Origin of the sequence: Clostridium sp. CF012 (genome assembly GCF_018861755.1) — a bacterium.
Taxonomy (GTDB): domain Bacteria; phylum Bacillota; class Clostridia; order Clostridiales; family Clostridiaceae; genus Clostridium_AD.
In genome coordinates, this window is sequence record NZ_JAHLEF010000011.1 from 43,672 (window position 1) to 60,986 (window position 17,315).

General features: G+C 30.3%; 16 protein-coding genes. 14 read left to right on the forward strand and 2 right to left on the reverse strand.

Annotation, left to right across the window (positions count from 1 at the left end; translation table 11 throughout):
- Positions 1–29: 29 nt before the first annotated feature.
- Positions 30–1,499: a UDP-N-acetylmuramoyl-L-alanyl-D-glutamate--2,6-diaminopimelate ligase gene (locus tag KPL50_RS12080; RefSeq protein WP_216298727.1), complete on the reverse strand. Its 1,470-nt coding sequence runs from the start codon at positions 1,497–1,499 to the stop codon at positions 30–32.
- A 200-nt stretch (positions 1,500–1,699) separates the two neighbouring features.
- Here KPL50_RS12080 and KPL50_RS12085 point away from each other — a divergent pair, with 200 nt between their 5' ends.
- The 9 genes from KPL50_RS12085 to KPL50_RS12125 all read left to right on the forward strand — a co-directional run bounded on the left by KPL50_RS12085 (position 1,700) and on the right by KPL50_RS12125 (position 11,175).
- Positions 1,700–2,581 (forward strand): AraC family transcriptional regulator, encoded by an 882-nt coding sequence (locus tag KPL50_RS12085; RefSeq protein WP_253200590.1) that lies wholly within the window; start codon positions 1,700–1,702, stop codon positions 2,579–2,581.
- A 111-nt stretch (positions 2,582–2,692) separates the two neighbouring features.
- A complete protein-coding gene (locus KPL50_RS12090; RefSeq protein ID WP_375372921.1) occupies positions 2,693–3,895 on the forward strand; it encodes a methyltransferase domain-containing protein in 1,203 nt (400 codons plus the stop codon).
- A gap of 128 nt (positions 3,896–4,023) precedes the next feature.
- Positions 4,024–5,202: a DegT/DnrJ/EryC1/StrS aminotransferase family protein gene (locus tag KPL50_RS12095; RefSeq protein ID WP_216298805.1), complete on the forward strand. Its 1,179-nt coding sequence runs from the start codon at positions 4,024–4,026 to the stop codon at positions 5,200–5,202.
- Positions 5,203–5,234: 32 nt separating this feature from the next.
- Positions 5,235–6,356 (forward strand): DegT/DnrJ/EryC1/StrS aminotransferase family protein, encoded by a 1,122-nt coding sequence (locus tag KPL50_RS12100; RefSeq protein WP_216298729.1) that lies wholly within the window; start codon positions 5,235–5,237, stop codon positions 6,354–6,356.
- Positions 6,357–6,676: 320 nt separating this feature from the next.
- A complete protein-coding gene (wecB, locus tag KPL50_RS12105; RefSeq protein WP_309245173.1) occupies positions 6,677–7,906 on the forward strand; it encodes a non-hydrolyzing UDP-N-acetylglucosamine 2-epimerase in 1,230 nt (409 codons plus the stop codon).
- Positions 7,907–7,994: 88 nt separating this feature from the next.
- The gene (locus KPL50_RS12110; protein ID WP_216298730.1) at positions 7,995–8,699 is read left to right on the forward strand and encodes a 4Fe-4S double cluster binding domain-containing protein; all 705 of its coding nucleotides are present in this window, start codon (positions 7,995–7,997) and stop codon (positions 8,697–8,699) included.
- 116 nt (positions 8,700–8,815) lie between these two features.
- Positions 8,816–9,022 carry a hypothetical protein gene (locus tag KPL50_RS12115; RefSeq protein WP_164946396.1) on the forward strand — a complete coding sequence of 69 codons (207 nt, stop codon included), beginning with the start codon at positions 8,816–8,818 and terminating at the stop codon, positions 9,020–9,022.
- Positions 9,023–9,367: 345 nt separating this feature from the next.
- Positions 9,368–9,646: a CD3324 family protein gene (locus tag KPL50_RS12120; RefSeq protein ID WP_216298731.1), complete on the forward strand. Its 279-nt coding sequence runs from the start codon at positions 9,368–9,370 to the stop codon at positions 9,644–9,646.
- Positions 9,647–9,939: 293 nt separating this feature from the next.
- A complete protein-coding gene (locus KPL50_RS12125) occupies positions 9,940–11,175 on the forward strand; it encodes an alpha/beta hydrolase-fold protein (protein WP_216298732.1) in 1,236 nt (411 codons plus the stop codon).
- Between the two features lie 46 nt (positions 11,176–11,221).
- On the opposite strand, the gene KPL50_RS12130 is transcribed toward KPL50_RS12125, so the two are convergent.
- Positions 11,222–11,395 carry a hypothetical protein gene (locus KPL50_RS12130; protein WP_216298733.1) on the reverse strand — a complete coding sequence of 58 codons (174 nt, stop codon included), beginning with the start codon at positions 11,393–11,395 and terminating at the stop codon, positions 11,222–11,224.
- A 343-nt stretch (positions 11,396–11,738) separates the two neighbouring features.
- Between KPL50_RS12130 and KPL50_RS12135 the strand changes: the two genes are divergently transcribed.
- From KPL50_RS12135 to KPL50_RS12155, 5 genes are all read left to right on the forward strand, one after another.
- Entirely contained in the window at positions 11,739–12,050 is a 312-nt protein-coding gene (locus KPL50_RS12135; protein ID WP_216298734.1) for a PadR family transcriptional regulator, read from the forward strand.
- 16 nt (positions 12,051–12,066) lie between these two features.
- A complete protein-coding gene (locus KPL50_RS12140; protein ID WP_216298735.1) occupies positions 12,067–12,660 on the forward strand; it encodes an HAAS domain-containing protein in 594 nt (197 codons plus the stop codon).
- Positions 12,647–13,603 (forward strand): DUF4097 family beta strand repeat-containing protein, encoded by a 957-nt coding sequence (locus tag KPL50_RS12145; RefSeq protein WP_216298736.1) that lies wholly within the window; start codon positions 12,647–12,649, stop codon positions 13,601–13,603. The genes KPL50_RS12140 and KPL50_RS12145 overlap by 14 nt, the downstream gene beginning before the upstream one ends.
- Positions 13,604–13,757: 154 nt before the next feature.
- Positions 13,758–15,278, forward strand: coding sequence for a hypothetical protein (locus KPL50_RS12150; protein WP_216298737.1), 1,521 nt, complete (start codon positions 13,758–13,760; stop codon positions 15,276–15,278).
- A gap of 305 nt (positions 15,279–15,583) precedes the next feature.
- Positions 15,584–17,215 carry a S8 family serine peptidase gene (locus KPL50_RS12155; RefSeq protein WP_216298808.1) on the forward strand — a complete coding sequence of 544 codons (1,632 nt, stop codon included), beginning with the start codon at positions 15,584–15,586 and terminating at the stop codon, positions 17,213–17,215.
- Positions 17,216–17,315: the final 100 nt, after the last annotated feature.

The following is a 17,315-nucleotide window of genomic DNA, read 5'->3' on the forward strand; positions in this document are numbered from 1 at the left end:
TAAACCTTCATAATTTAATATTAATAGGGTTAAGATTGAAGAGAGAAATACTCCTTTACCACTTCTACATCATCAAAGTGTATAACTTTGTCTTTTAATATCTGATAGTTTTCATGACCTTTTCCAGCAATAATAACTACATCTGAAGGATTAGCTTTTTTTAGTGCAGTATGAATTGCAACTTTTCTATCTTCTATTTTTTCATAGGAGCAGGTAGTTCTTGCTACTCCTTCTTCAATCTCTTCAATTATTCTAATAGGATATTCTTTTCTTGGGTTATCGCAGGTAAGAACACAGTAGTCTGCAAATGTACCTGCTACTTCGCCCATGATAGGGCGTTTTGTACTATCTCTTTCACCACCACAGCCAAACACAACAATGAGTTTGTTCTGTGTTAGCACTTTTCCATGCCGAAATGTCGTTAAGATATTTTTAAGACTATCTGGAGTGTGTGCATAATCTACAATAACTAGATATCCACTATCATTTGGAACTACTTCAAATCTTCCTTTAACTCCATTAATATTGGTTAATGCTGCAATAATTATGTGTAACGGAAATCCTAAAAAATAACAAGAGGCAATAGCACTCAAGGCATTATAAACATTAAATTTACCTGGGACATTAAGGTTAACTTTTTTATGATTATCACAAAAATTCAAGGTGAAAGATACCCCTTCTTGTGAATACTTAATATCTTTTGCCATGAAATCAGCAGTGGTATTAATACCGTAGGTGATAATTTCACAAGTAGAATTTTGGATTATATCTTGTGATACTGGATCATCAGCATTAATAATTCCAAATCTACACATTTTAAATAACTTCATTTTTGCCTTCTTATAATTCTCCATTGTGCCATGCTCATCTAAATGATCTTGCGTTAAATTAGTAAATATACCTATATCAAAATCACACGTATAAGTTCTAAGCTGTTCTAGGGCTACAGAAGTTACTTCCATAACAGCATCAGTAACATCATTTTCCACCATTTCAGCAAAGGAGGATTGAAGTTCAATGGAATCAGGAGTTGTAGGATTTAATTTTGCTGTTTTTAAGGGGGCATTTCCAATGCGGTTTTCAATAGTACTAATAATGCCAACCTTACGTCCAAGGCATTCTAATATTTTTGTTATAAAGAACGTTACAGTTGTTTTACCATTAGTTCCAGTAATTCCAATAAGATTCAGTTTCTTTGATGGTTCACCATAAAAGCAATTTGCAATAATAGCCATAGCTAGCTTTGTATTTTTAACTTTTATTACGGTAATACCTTTAGGTATATTATCGACTTTATGTTCTATTAATAATGCAGTAGCACCAGCTTCAATAGCCTCAAGTGCATAATTATGCCTATCAATATTTTTATTTTTAACACAAATGAACAATGAATTTGGTTTTAACCTTCTTGAATCCCATGAAATATTAGGAATATTAATTTCATCCGTGCCTTGAATAACCTCATAGGGAAATCCTTTTAATAGATATTTTATTTTCAAAATTAGTCCTCCCTTTTACAAAATTATGTCTATATACTTATTATATTCATAATTTTTGCTATGTTAATTGCTAGAAATGCTTGAAACATTGCAAAAAGTGCTCTAATATTAAATTATCACATAAAAAGAAACTATTAATTACTTGAATTACTGAAGAATTATCAATTGTTATTACAGAAGAGAGCTAGCAGGAGGAGATAATGAAAATCGAAAAGGATATGCTTAATAATAAAAGTGGTTATTTAAATAGTGATTTTGAACTATTCCATTTAAAAGATCAGAGAAATATGGAATTTGAATTTCATCACCATGAGTTTAATAAAGTAATAATTTTTATATCAGGCAATGTTACCTATCTAATTGAAGGAAAGGCTTATAAATTGAAGCCTTGGGATATACTTCTAGTAAGTAGTAGTGAGGTACATAAACCTGTAATAGATTATTCTAAGCCCTATGAACGTATAGTTATTTGGGTAAATTCTAGATTTTTAGAGAAATATAATACTGATGACTGTAATTTACTAGCCAGCTTTGAACTGGCTGTAAAATTAAAATTTAATATGCTTAGGCTTAACAGTGAAACACTCTATAACATAAAACGTATATTATCTAATCTTGAGGATGAATGTAAAAGCAGTGATTTTGGAAGTAATATATTAAAAAAATCACTAATCTTACAACTTTTAGTTTTTGTAAATAGATTGTATATGGGAATGGGAAACAATAAAGAAACAAATGATATTGAATATGATGAGAATATCGGTGCTATTTTAGACTATATAAATGAGAACATTAGAGATGAACTATCTATTGATAATCTAGCCATTAGGTTTTATATGAGTAAATATTATCTAATGCATGAATTTAAAAGACAAACAGGATATACAATTCATAATTACATAATTCAAAAAAGACTAATCATGTCAAATGCACTGATAAATAAAGGTAAGTCAATAACAGAAGTATGCGATGAATGTGGATTTGGAGATTATTCTAGTTTTTTTAGAGCCTTTAAGAAGATGTTCGGATCATCTCCAAAGAAGCATTACAAGGAATTAAATGGGATTAAAAAAAATCTTTAAATTTTTTTTTCAAAAAACTATTGCACATGACGTAACGTAATGTGTTAATATACCTATAGAAGGGTAATTCATATGATATTTACCATCCAAGTTGCATAAGGGGTGATGACATTGAAAAGTAATGAATCACATTTTTTCACAATTGGTGAATTTGCAGATAAAGCAGGTGTTACCTTAAGAACTCTTAGGTATTATGATAAAATTAGTTTAATGAAACCCAGTTCCTACAACGCATCAGGGCACAGATTGTATAGTAGTCAGGACTTTGCAAGGCTTCAGCAAATTTTAACCTTGAAATTCATTGGATTTTCTCTTCTTGAAATCAAGAAAATAACTGAAAATGAGGTCACAGATGAAAACTTCGTAAAATCCTTAGAAATACAAAAGAAAATTATGAAACAAAGAGCTTCGCATACTTTTAAAGTAATAAAGGCCATTGATGAAGCTATTGATATGGAAAATAAACAGAATGTAAGTTGGGATAAGTTTACAAACATTATTAATGTAATTAATTCGGATAAAAGGCTAATTGAGCAGTATGAAAATGCATCAAATTTAAGAGCTAGGATAAACATTCATGAGATGTTTAGTGTAAATAAGTATGGATGGATGAGATGGTATTTTGATCAAATAAATCTACCTAAAAAATGTACTATTCTTGAACTTGGATGTGGAGATGCCAATTTGTGGGAGAAAAACAAAGATAGAATCCCCAGTGACTTAGATATTACATTAAGTGAATTTTCAAGAGGGATGCTAAGTGATGCTAAGATAAACTTAGGAAAACAATCACAAGGTTTTAAGTTTCAAATTATAGATGCGGAGGATATACCTTATGATGAGGGTAGCTTTGATGTTGTAATAGCAAACCATATGCTTTATCATGTGAATAACATTCAAAAGGCGCTGTCAGAAATATATAGAGTATTAAAGCCCGATGGATATCTTTACTGCTCTACTGTCGGACAAAATCATATGATGGAAATTAGAGATATTATGTATAAGTTTAATTCAGAAACAATGGATATTAAAAGCTCAGATATTACTTCAAGGTTTAAACTAGAAAACGGTGCTGAAAAGTTAAAAAAATGGTTTGATAATATAGAAATGAAAAGATATGAGGATAATTTAATTGTTACAGAGAAAGCGTCTATTATTGATTATATGTTTTCAATGCCAGGAAATGTACGTGAAAGTTTTAATAGTGAAAGACTCCAAGATCTTAACAAATATTTAAAAGATAAAATTGATACAGAAGGTGGAATTTACATAACTAAGGATACAGGCTTTTTTAAGGCACAAAAGAGTCTATAACTCTAAATTTCATTTATACTATAATTTTTAGCTGTTGTTTGTTAATTATAAGGTTTAAGTAAAAAATAAAATAAAAATAGTCTGAATTAAAAATAAAATTAAATTTGAAAGGTAGGATATATATGAAAATTAAGAATATTCCTTTTTCACCACCAGACATAACAGAAGAAGAGAAAAAGCTTGTAATGGAGGTTTTAGATTCAGGCTGGATTACAACTGGACCTAAAACTATGGAGTTTGAAGATGAAATTGCAAAATACTGTAATGCCAATAATGCAGTAGCGCTGTCAAGTGCTACTGCGGGTTTAGAACTTATATTAAAGATTTATAATATTGCGCAGGGTGATGAAGTTATTACAACTCCTTATACCTATACAGCTACAGCAAGTGTAATAGTTCATAGAGGAATTAAACCAACTTTTGTAGATGTTAAAGAAGGTAGCTTTTCAATAGATGAGCAAAAAATAGCTTTGGCAATTACACCTAAAACAAAAGCAATAATAACTGTAGATTTTGCAGGGGTTCCTGTAGATTATGATGCTATAAAAGCAGTGCTTAAGGAAAAAAACAGAGAAGATATTATATTTATATCAGATTCAGCTCATTCCTTTGGAGCAACATACAAAGGAAACAAAGTTGGAACGCAGGCTGATTTTCATGTCTACTCCTTCCATGCAGTTAAGAATTTAATAACAGCAGAAGGTGGAGCAATCACTTTTAATGATAATAATTTTAAGGGTAAGGAAGATTTATTAAGAGAGTTTAAAATAACTTCTCTTCATGGTCAGTCAAAGGATGCATTGTCTAAGATGAAGGCAGGAGCTTGGAAATATGATATTATTACAGATGGATTTAAATGTAATATGACAGATATTAACGCAGCTATAGGGCTCGCACAAATTAGAAGATATGAAGGAATGCTTACAAAAAGAAGAGCTATTTTTGATATATATACCACGGCTCTTGGGACTAAACCTTGGGCCATAATCCCTTTTACAAAAGATGGAAATACCGAGACTTCCTATCATCTATATCCTCTAAGATTAAAGGGATTTAGTGAGACACAGAGGGATGAACTAATACAAAAAGTTGCAGATTTAGGCATAGCTACTAACGTTCATTTCACACCACTACCAATGTTTACACTTTATAAAAACCTTGGATATTCTATAGAGGATTATCCGAATGCATATAATCAGTATGCAAATGAAATAACCCTTCCAGTATACTCAACACTTAAATTAGAAGATGCAGAATATGTGGTTAAAGAAGTAATAAGATGCGCTGACGAGATAATTTGTAAATAATAAATATTTTTATAATAAACGGAGGTTAAATAATGAAAGTTAATTTTTACACATCTACAAGAGAATACAATGAGAAAAAATCTGAATTTGACAATGCAGTTCTAGGAGTTATGGGAAGAGGAATATCAATGCTTGGCAAAGAAGTAACCGCCTTTGAAAGTGCAGTTCAAGAATTTACTGGAGCTAAATATGCAATTGGTGTTGCATCAGGTACAGATGGTTTAGTAATGGCTGCTGACATACTTGGGTTTAAAGATGGAAAAGAAGTAATAACATCACCCTTTACTTTTCTAGCATCTACATCTTGTATTGCAAAGCATAGAGCGAAACCAGTATTTGTGGATATTGATGAAGAAACTTTTAGCATAGATGCCAATAAAATAGAAGAAAAAATAACAGCAAATACTGCAGGAATTATTCCAATTCATTTATTTTCACAAATGGGCGATATGGATAAAATCATGGATATATCTAGTAGGAATAATCTAAGGGTTTTAGAAGATTCTGCAGAATCCTTCGGTATGAGATACAAAGGCAATGGATCAGAATACAAACATGCAGGTACTATAGGAGACTTTGGTGTATTTTCATTCTTCCCTACAAAGACTTTAGGGGCTTATGGCGATGCAGGTATGATTGTAACTAATGATGAAAACTTAGCTCGTATTACTAAGATGTACAGGGTTCACGGAGCATCTAGAAAGTATCATTATGATTTTATTGGGTACAATTCAAGACTGGATTCAATTCAAGCTGCTATATTACAAGTTAAAATAAAATATATAAATGAAGCAATTCAAAAAAGAGATCAGATTGCAAAATTATATATAGATAGATTACAAGATTGTGAGTTTATAAAAATACCTAAAATTCAATTAAATCAAAAATCGGTTTATTATGTATTCAACGTATTAGCTGAAAGAAGAGATGAGCTATCAGAATACTTAAAATCAAATGAAATAGGAACTAGCATTTATTATCCAATTCCACTTCATCTTCAAAAATGCTTTGAATATTTAGGATACAAAAAAGGTGATTTCCCAATAGCTGAAAGAACCGCAGATAATATTATTGCACTTCCTATATATCCAGAGATAACTGTGGAAGAAGTAGAATTTGTTTGTGAAACTATAAGGAAATTCTATAAAAAATAAGATAACCCGGAGTGCCTTGCAAACGAAGAATTTCTAAATCAAATTTCAATTGTTTTTTCTTTCTTATTGCAAGTCACTCCGGGGAGTTTTCTAGTCTTTTAGCAGGCCTCATGGGTACATAATAACTATTAAGGGTATCAGTCCTGGGATGCTTATTGAATTTTATTACATAAAAAAAGAACATTTCCTAATTAGTCCCACTAATTAGGAAATGTTCTTTTTTTGAAACGAATACAATTATGAATATCTAAGTTATTGAAATCCGAAACTTGGATAATTAGGTTGATATTAGGCGTTTATGTAAGTATAATGGAATTATTGTGATTAATGAAACATTAATCAATTCAAATAGTAATTACTTAATTGAAAGAAAGGTTAGTGGTATAGTAATGAAAGAAGAAATTAAAAAGAAAATATTGGTTGTTTTTGGGACTAGACCAGAGGCGACAAAGATGGGAATGGTAATTCGAGAACTTAAAAAACATTCACATTGGTTTGAAACAATAGTTATTTCAACTGGTCAGCATAAAGAGCAGTTGTTAAAAGCCCTAAATGCTTTTAATTTAGAGCCAGATATAGACCTTGATATTATGAAAGTACAGCAAACACTTTCTTATGTCACATCTACTGTTATAACAGGACTAGATGAAATATTTGCTAAGGAAAAGCCGGATTTAGTTTTAGTTCATGGTGACACTCAAACTACTGTAAGTGCTGCACTTGCAGCTACCTATAGTAAAATTCCCGTAGCACATGTTGAGGCAGGGTTACGATCATTTAACAAAACTTCACCTTGGCCAGAAGAAATTAACCGTTGTGTTATTGATGTTATATCAAGTGTTTATTTAGCTCCGACTTCAGCAAATCGAGAGAATTTGTTAAGAGAGGGAATTAACTCAGATTACATATATGTTACTGGTCAAACACAGATTGACTCAGCCATGGCAATGTATGAATCAGACTATTGTTTTCAAGAACCAAGACTGAGCAGTATTGATTATTCAAAGAGAATAGTACTTGTAACGGCACATCGTCGTGAGAATTATGGTGAGCCAATGAAACAGATGTTTAGAGCAATGCGCCGCATAGTTAACGATCATCCAGATATTACTATGATTTATCCTGTGCATTTAAGTCCAATAGTTCAAGAAACAGCTAAATCTATATTATCAAATCATGAGAGGATAATTTTATTAGATCCAATAGATTATCGTGATATGATTAACTTAATATCAAGAGCATACCTAGTTATGAGTGATTCTGGTGGACTTCAAGAGGAATGTCCTGTTTTTCATAAACCATTAGTGCTAATGCGTGATACAACAGAAAGACCTGAAGGCGTAGAGGCAGGGGTTACTATATTATGCGGAACCACTGAGGAGGCTATATACGAGGAAACACATAAGTTATTGATAGATGATGATGAATATACTAGGATAGCAAACGCAATTAATCCATTTGGTGATGGTAAGGCTTCAGAACGCATAGTTAATGCACTTGCACACTATTTTGGTTTTGTACAGGAGCCACCAATAGAGTTTTTACCTTAATTCTGAACCGTAGCAGTAAATATAAATAAATGGGGCACAGCAATTGATAGTTGTTGTGTGTAAATAATATGGGAGGAATGAAAAATATATGGAGGATATAAGTTTTAGAATCAAAAATGAATTATTGAATAAAGGCGCTTCACTTGTTGGATTTGGGGATTTAAAGGATATACCATCCCATAAGCGGAGTGATATGAGATATGGGATATCCATAGCAGTAGCATTGAATCCTTCTATAATTGATAAAATTAAAAATGGTCCTACCCAAGAATATTATGAAGAATATAAAAGAGTTAATACCCATTTAGATAGTTTAGTGGAATATGCGGGAAAACTATTAAAGGATTTTGGATATGAAGCAATTTTGAAAACAACATCTGAAGTATCTGTAGAAACTGATTCGTATAGTACAATTTTACCACATAAAACAGTTGCTACGAGAGCAGGGTTAGGGTGGATTGGAAAAAGTGCATTGCTAGTTACAGAAGAATTCGGATCGGCTATTAGAATTTCATCTTTGCTAACAAATGCACCTTTAAATGTAGGTATACCAATAAATGAATCAAGATGTGGTGAATGTTGTATTTGCAAGTTAGCATGTCCTGCAAAAGCGCCACTAGGCGAGAATTGGAACGTAAACAAGCAGAGGGGTTCATTTTTTAACGCTTTTGAATGTCGGAGCGTAGCAAAAGAGAGAGCTGCCATGGTAGGAATAGATGCTACAATATGTGGAAAATGTATTGAAGTGTGTCCTTGGACTAGAGGATATTTAAAGAAACAGGGATTTAGGTAAGGTTATATTGAAAATGAAAATCATTACTTTATATTTATGACACTATTATGCCATATGTATAAAGTAAGGTATAATAGATTTAGCTATAATATATAAAAGCTCAAAAGGAGATAATCATGGATAATGAAATAAAAGAAATGTTAATACAAATGCAAAAGGATATCAAGGATATTAGTTTAAGGCTGGAGAACGTTGAAAAGAATCAAAGCAATGTGGCAAATGCTGAACATAAGAATTGGCATATGTTAGCGGATAAGTTAGGGCAATATGATTCTATACTACATAAACTTTATGGAAAAAAGGGTTCTGACAAAGAAAAGTAGTAAGTCGAAAAAATACTATGTGCTTTTGTAATAATTTACAATCAAAACTAAATATGTTAAAATGTGAAAAAGAATATAAAATATAAGTTTGTTATAAGGGGAGGTGTTATTATGAGTCTCTATATGTTTCATACATTTTTTAACTCTAGTGCAAATGCTCCAAGCAAAGACTACTAAAATTAGGTTATGTTTTGCTTGGAGCTTAATTTAAAAAACAACATGAATTAAGCTAAATAAAATTTATTAACCTAAAAAAATAGACATAACTAACACATTGTGGCATTTTAAAGTGCCTAGGTAGTCTTTGCTTTTTTCCAAGTATTAAAATATAAGGAGGAGCAAAGAATGAGATATTCTAAAGCACAAAATGTGTTGCCAGAGGAGATAATAAAAATAATTCAAGAATATGTAGATGGGGAATACTTATATATCCCTAGAAAAAATGGAAATGAAAAAGCTTGGGGCGAGAAAAATGGAACAAGAAAGAGCCTTAAACATAGAAATGTTGAAATTTTCAATAAACACATTGAGGGAGCTAGTGTTATAGAATTAGCTAATCAATATTATCTTTCAGAAAAAAGTATAAGAAGAATAATAAGTCAAGAAAAAATATTATGTGCATAATAATATTATTATGCAATAAGATAAATGTAATTACAAGAAAGGATTTTATCATTTAGATAAAGTTCTTTTTTTATATGCTTAAGTTTAATACAGAACTGTTTATGGGCTTTGGATATGAAGATGTAAGGGATATAATATGTGTATGTAAAAGAATTTTTTTAAAATAGCATAAATGAAAATAAAACAATTAATTTAAGTAACTTATTGGAGATAATTATAAACATTGTTTTAATATGAGTTTAGGTAACAATTCTTTAGCAAGCAGTGAATGAAGGCAAGGGGGCGGGATTAGTATGAAAAAATCTTTATTAAAAAGTAGGATTATCTTTCAATTAGAAGAGAAAATTAAACAGTATGGGGAAAGGGAGATAGAAGAATTTTTATGTGATTTAAAGCAGAAGGGTACTCCAATGATAGAAGAGCTAGAAAATGATACTAAAAACAATTTAGTTACTTTTATATACCAAGGGGATAAGGAATGTAAAAGTGTTTTGTTTCTTCCTGATATAGGAACAGAGCGATTTAAAGATAATTATAAAGATTTTCAAATGCAAAGAATAATGGAAACAGACCTATGGTATATTAGTTATGAAGTGAGAAATGATATGCGGTTAATGTACTATTTTATACCAAATGATCCATTGGATGATGATTGGCATGACAGATTTTATAATAGAGTTGTATATGATAAACTTAGTAAAAAAGTAGTGATTTTTAAAGATGAAAATGGAGAAGAGGATAGTAAAGGTTCTTATGTAATAATGCCAAAAGCAGCAGAAGATATTTGGGCTAAAAAAATAGAAGGTGTACCAAGAGGCAATGTAGAAGAATATAAATTTGAAAGTAGGAACTTAGAGGACAAGCGCAGAATTAGAGTTTATACACCTTATGGATATGATAAGAAAGAAAAACCATATGGCTTTATGGTTTTGAATGATGGTGATGATTACATATATCTTCTCTCTGCCATAGAAACTTTGAATAACCTTATAACTTCTAAAAAAATACCTCCTATAGTTGCAATATTCATTGATTCAAAAGAAACAAGAAGGGCAAAAGAATTGAATTGTAGTGATTCGTTCTGTGAAATTATCACAAAGGAATTAATTCCATGGGTTAGGAAAAATTATAATATTTCTAAAAGTCCAGAAGAAGCCATAATTTGTGGGCTTAGTTTAGGAGGTTTAACAGCAGCTTACTTAGGGTTAAACTATCCAGAAGTTTTTGGCAATGTTCTTTCTCAATCAGGTTATTATTATTACAAGCCAGAATGGATTAGTACTACTAATGAGGATTGTTGGATGAGTACTAAGTTTAAGGGAATAAATAAGCTACCTCTTAAGTTTTATTTAGATGTAGGAGTTTTTGAAACTAAGGATATAATGATTGATACAAATATAAATTTAAGAGATACCTTAATAGCTAAAGGCTACCATGTTGATTTTCAATGCTTCAATAGTGCTCATGATTATTTATTCTGGGGAGAAACCTTGGCATATGGATTGATTTCTCTTATCGGAATAAAATAGTACAATAAGAGAATAAATATAGAGAAAGAAAAAACGACAAGTTTCATTACTTGTCGTTTTTTCTTGTAATTAATTTTAAATTCTTCATGTAGATTTTTATAGAAGACCTTACCTTGTAAATTTCGACTGCTGTAAGTAATGTTGGTGCTCCTAGTATAGATATAATTTCTGTACCTTCATGTGTAACACCCTTAGCATATACGTAATTCTGGTTTAACAATATGCCGCCCACTATACAACCTATTATGGTTGAGGTTTTGTTAAATTTAATATCTTTTACTTTTGATTTAAAGATAGAATTATTAATAATATTTATTACGGCTTTTCTGGGGTGACTTAAATTTATTGTTTTTAATATAATAAAGACCCCCTAAAAATCTATACTAATTATATTATATGAAATTCAGTGTTAAGTGACATAGATATAGTAAAAAAATAAAAGGAATATAATAAAAAGATGTACTAAGTATAAAAGGCTAATAAACTTTAATCAGTACCTTGCAATGAACAATAGCTTGTGTTATTATTTATTTAAGGAAAATAATTCAAAAGAAGGTGAATTAATGAATATACAATTTAAAAAGGGCGTTCTTGAATTATGTGTATTATCTGTACTTGAAGGTAGAGATTGCTACGGATATGAGCTTGTAAATGAAATTTCACAAGATATAGATATATCAGAAGGAACCATATATCCTTTGCTTAGGCGATTAAAAAGTGATGGGTTTGTAACTACTTATCTTAAGGAATCACAAGAAGGACCACCAAGGAAGTATTACAGCATTACGCAGCTGGGTAAAAATACAAAAGAAGCGTTAAAAGATGAGTGGTTAGATTTTGTAATCACAGTTAGTAAAGTTTTAAAAATAGAATAATAATGGGGGCGAGAATATGAATAAAAATGAATTTATGAAAGAACTTTCAAGGAATTTAAGTAATCTTCCAGAAGAGGAAAAACAAGATATTTCAACGGATTATGATGAATATTTTGCAATAGGTATAGAACAAGGGAGAAGTGAAGAAAACATAGCATTATCGCTTGGAGAACCTAAAACTATTGCAAAACAGTTAAGAGCTAACTATATGATTGAGAAAGCACAAAGCACAAAATCTTCAAGAAATATTGGTAGAGCTGTTATTGCAGCAGTTGGCTTAGGATTTTTTAATATAATATTATTAGGACCCTTTATAGCTATTGTTGGAATACTTATAGGATTGTATGCAACAGCTTTTGGATTCACAATAGGGGGAATAGGGATAGTTTTAGGGACATTTCTTAAACCCATATTTCCACAGTATATATCCATGGGTGTAAATTGGATAATAAGTATTGCCATTGGTATAGGTCTTAGTGCTTTAGGTTCTTTAATGTTTATAGGCTGTAAGCATCTAAGTAAATGGCTATATAAAGAGACTATTAAATATCTAAAGACAAATATCAAAATAATTAATGGTAAAGAGGAGCAAAACTATGAAAGAATTTAATGAGAAAAAGATTATGAAGGGATTAATAATTATAGTAATATGTTCAATACTACTAGGGGGAGTAGGGTATATACTTGGGTATAAATTTGGAATTATGAAATCTGGCGATGAAATAGCACAAAATAATAATAATTCATCTAATGATAAATTTAATATTAATATTACAAAGGAATTTAGTAAAGAAAATATTAAAACTATAAATGTAGAAACAGTAAGCACAGATGTGAATATTATCACTACCAAAGGAGATAAAATAAAAATTAATTTTTATAGTAATACAAATTCAAAAAAAACAGCACCATATTTAAAAGCCAATATAAATGGAGGAAATTTAGATGTATTAATAAAATATCCTGTTGTTATTTCGATTGTAAGCGGAAATGTAAAAGCAAAGTTAGATATATATATTCCGGAAAGCTATAAAAACAATTTAGAAATAGATACAACCTCAGGGGATGCTATTATAGGAAACCTGCAGTTAGATAAATTTAAATTTGATACAACATCAGGAGATGCTAAGATAAACGTATTAACAACTAATGAAACAATATTTGACAGCATTTCTGGTGAAGTAAATGTAAAATCTCTATTAAGTAAAAAAAATGAATTTGATACAACTTCAGGAGATATAAAAATAGAAAATATTACAGGAGATATATTAGGCGGATCAGTTTCAGGCTCATTTAAGTTTAATTATAAAGACTTTGGAAATGAGATTAATATAGACACTACTTCTGGAGATGTGGAATTAAAACTTCCTAAAAAATCAGAGTTTAAATTAGATTTTGATAGTGCATCAGGTAATCTTAAAAATGACTTTCCTATAAAAATAACAGAAGAAACGGATAAGCATGAAATTAAAGGAACTGTTGGTAATGGAAATAAAACAATAAAAATAGATACAACCTCAGGTAATGCTATTCTTAATGCTTTTGGTGAGTAAAGGAACGGTGTAACAAAGTTAATTTTATTACAATATACATTATAAAAACTGTTGCTATTTTGTAACTGAATTATACCTAATTTGTAAACATTCATAAAAGCACATGAGATATAATTAATTTATAAACTAATTTATCTTAATGGAGGAATATATTATGAAAAATAAAAAATTAACCCTATCAACCATAATATTAGGTTCACTTATTCTTGCAGGATCTACAATAAGCGCTCAAGGTATTACATCGACGAAACAACCAACCTATAAAATAGGTTCACATATATCAATACCTGAACTAAAATTAATTAAAAATACTTATGTTTCAGATTATAAATATATTGATATAACTTCCGATAAAATAAAAGACAATGTGATTTTAATAGGAACAAAAACAAATAAGGATGATATATATTTCGAGAATTTAAATGTAATAGTTCAAAATGGAAAGACTAAAAAATTTATAAAATCATCCTTAGGAAAAGACAGCGGTGGATATGACCCTACAATATTTTTAGGGGATTTTAATGGAGATAAAATGCCAGATATATTTGTAAAAATGCCAACTGGTGGAAGTGGTGGATTTATCGACTATTCCATTATAAATTTTAAAGGAAATAGTCCAAGTGTGCTTTGGGATAGCAAAAAAAATGGCAGTGAAATAGATTTAACAGGTAAGTTTGAAGATAACTTTATGGCAAGTCTAAGTAGTAAAAGATTAAATAAAACCATTCAAATTGATTTATCTCCTAATAAAGAGCAGTATATAGAATTAAATATATATGATAAAGATGGGAAATTGAAAGAAAATATTGAACCATGGATGAATGGATTGGGTGAACTAACCCCAGTAGACACGGATAAAGATGGGATATATGAACTAATTGGTTCTCAACGCATTGTGGGAACATGTAATGCAGATACACTTGGGTATTTACAATCAGAGTGGAAATGGGATGGCAAAAATATAAAATTAGAGGCTGATAAAGTAAAGTTCCAACGTATTTTCACTCAAACGGAGGGCGATGTTAATGGTGATGGAATAAAAGAGTTTATTAGCTTAACAGGCATTTCAGATCTTAATTTACCAGGTTTTTATGTAGATAATATATGTCTTGAGGTTTATGATTCTAAAACTAACAAAACTATGCAAATTCCTGTTAGCAAAAACAATTCTGGATATACTCCAACAATAGTTGTAGCTGATTTAAATAATGATAAAGCCGAAGAATTACTTATTACTATTCCAAGTGGCGGAAGTGGTGGTATGAAATCATTTAGTTTAATATCACTAAAAGATAATAAGGTTACTAATTTACTTGATCAAGAGAAGTTTAACTATGGTTTAGAGTATGACGTTGAATTTAAAGATGGGTTCAAAGTTGATGTTAATGTTAAAGAAAGTAATAAAACCTATTCATTAGATATAAGTAGTATGAAAGATGTCTATATAGATTTAAATGTATACAATAAAAATGGAAAGCTTATGCAGAACACTTCTGGTATGAGAAATCCAATAAGTAATGTTGAGGTTAAAGCTACCCCTGGTAAATGTCAATTAATAAGCTCTCAAAGGGTAATTGGAACAAGTAATGCTGAAACACTTGGATATGTTAAGGGAACATGGGATATACAAGAGGATGGAGTTAAACTTGTTAATGTTGAAGTTGTAAATCCTTAAGCATACAATATCTTAAAAAGGTTATTTAAAAAATTGAATGTTTAAGAACATTCTAGAAGAAAATACTCTCATCTTTATAAGTGGGAGTATTTTTTTCTAAAGTCGTTAATGTTATAGCATGGAAGATGATGATTTAATAAATGCTATGTAAAGTGGCTAGGAAATACACACTAAATAGTGTATCGCAAAGGAGAGACCTACCAATGAAAAAGAAATACTTAATAGCAACAGTTATTTTCATAGCAATATCTTTATTTAGTTATAATAAGGTTAATGTAGTTAATGCACAATAAGCAACAACAGCAATTACATTACAAGAGGGAAAGCTAGAGGATTCACTTAACACAGCTACTACTGCAAAATATACAGGAAAGGGCGTTAAAATAGCCATACTAGATACAGGCATAGATATAAATCATGCTGATCTAAAAGGCAAAATAATAGGCGGTTATGATTTTGTAGAAAATAAACCTATATATATGGATGGTGATGATAGAAGAGGACATGGTACTCATGTAGCTGGAATTGCAGCAGCAAATGGAGAGATGAAGGGCATAGCATCAGAAGCTTCATTACTAATTTATCGTGTAGTTACAAAAGATAAAGAGCAACACTACAAAAATATAGTAGAAGCTATTAAAAAAGCAGTACATGATGGAGCACAAGTAATAAACATTTCATCTAGGGTAGATAACTATACTCCTGGTGATGCTTTAGATATTGAAATTAAAAAAGCAAAGGAAAAAGGTATTATTGTTGTAAAATCTAATGGAAATACTGGGCCTGAACTTTGGACAACATCTGATTTAGCATGCTCACCAGATGTTATATCTGTAGGAAATGCTACGCTGCCATCTAAACAACCTATATTTAAAGATGGCAATCAAGAAGTTTTATTAAAGATTGGAAATGATACTTTAATTTTTTCGGAAAAGGGTAAAAGTGGTTACGTGGAGAAATTTCCAGAGCAAGGTAAGGTTACTTATTTAGGAAAAATATCTAAAGAAAATATAGAGAAAACTGACTTAAAAAAGAAGATAGTGATAATGAATACCACTGAACAATATTTAAATGAAAAAGATATAGAAATGATGGAACTAGTAACAAAACTTAAAGCTTCTGGAGCTTCAGGTTTAATTATAACTGGGATAGATAGTGATGATAATGTTTGGTCTTTTTTATACGAAGGATTACCTATAGCCTTTGTAAAATCAAAAGATGTAGAAAGTTTTAATAACATAATACATTCAAAAAATCCTGAATTAGCTAATAAATTATATCAGGAAATATTTGTTGAAAGTTCAAGAGGACCTAGTAAAAATAATATGATACTTAAGCCAGATATTTCAGCACCAGGTACAAGAATATTAAGTACTACGCCTTATTTAATACATGATATTGGTTATATATACAATACAGGTACAAGCATGGCAGCACCATATATAACAGGCGCCATAGCACTTATAAAGCAAGCACACAGTAATTGGGGATTTGATGAGATAAAAGCAGCTATAACAAATAATGCAAATATATTAAAAGATGAACAGGATAAGTATATTTCACTTTTAAGTCAAGGAGCAGGAGTTGTAAATATAGAAAAAGCAATAAACTCAGATACCTTTATAATTTCTGATAATTTAAGTTTTCCTCTATTAACTAAAGGTGTAAAAGAAAAAGCTTATGAGATAAAATTAAAAAACTTATCAAATGAAACTAAGGAATATAATATATCTGTAGAAAAGTTTAGCGAATTCAAAGGAATAGATATAAATATACCTTCAACTATTAATGCTACATCAGGTTCTTTGGAAAAGGGTTTAATGAATGTGAAAATAGATGAAGAAACTCCAGAGGGAATTTATGAAGGTATATTATGGTTTAAAAATAATGATGATGAAAAGCATGTACCTTTTATAATATTAGTAAACCAAAAGTAGATTCAAGTTGCATTACGGAAGATAGACAAATTCAATTAGGGTGGAATGAAATCGCACTAAACTCAGGGGGAGAAGGCTTCCTTTCAGCCTTCGTAATATT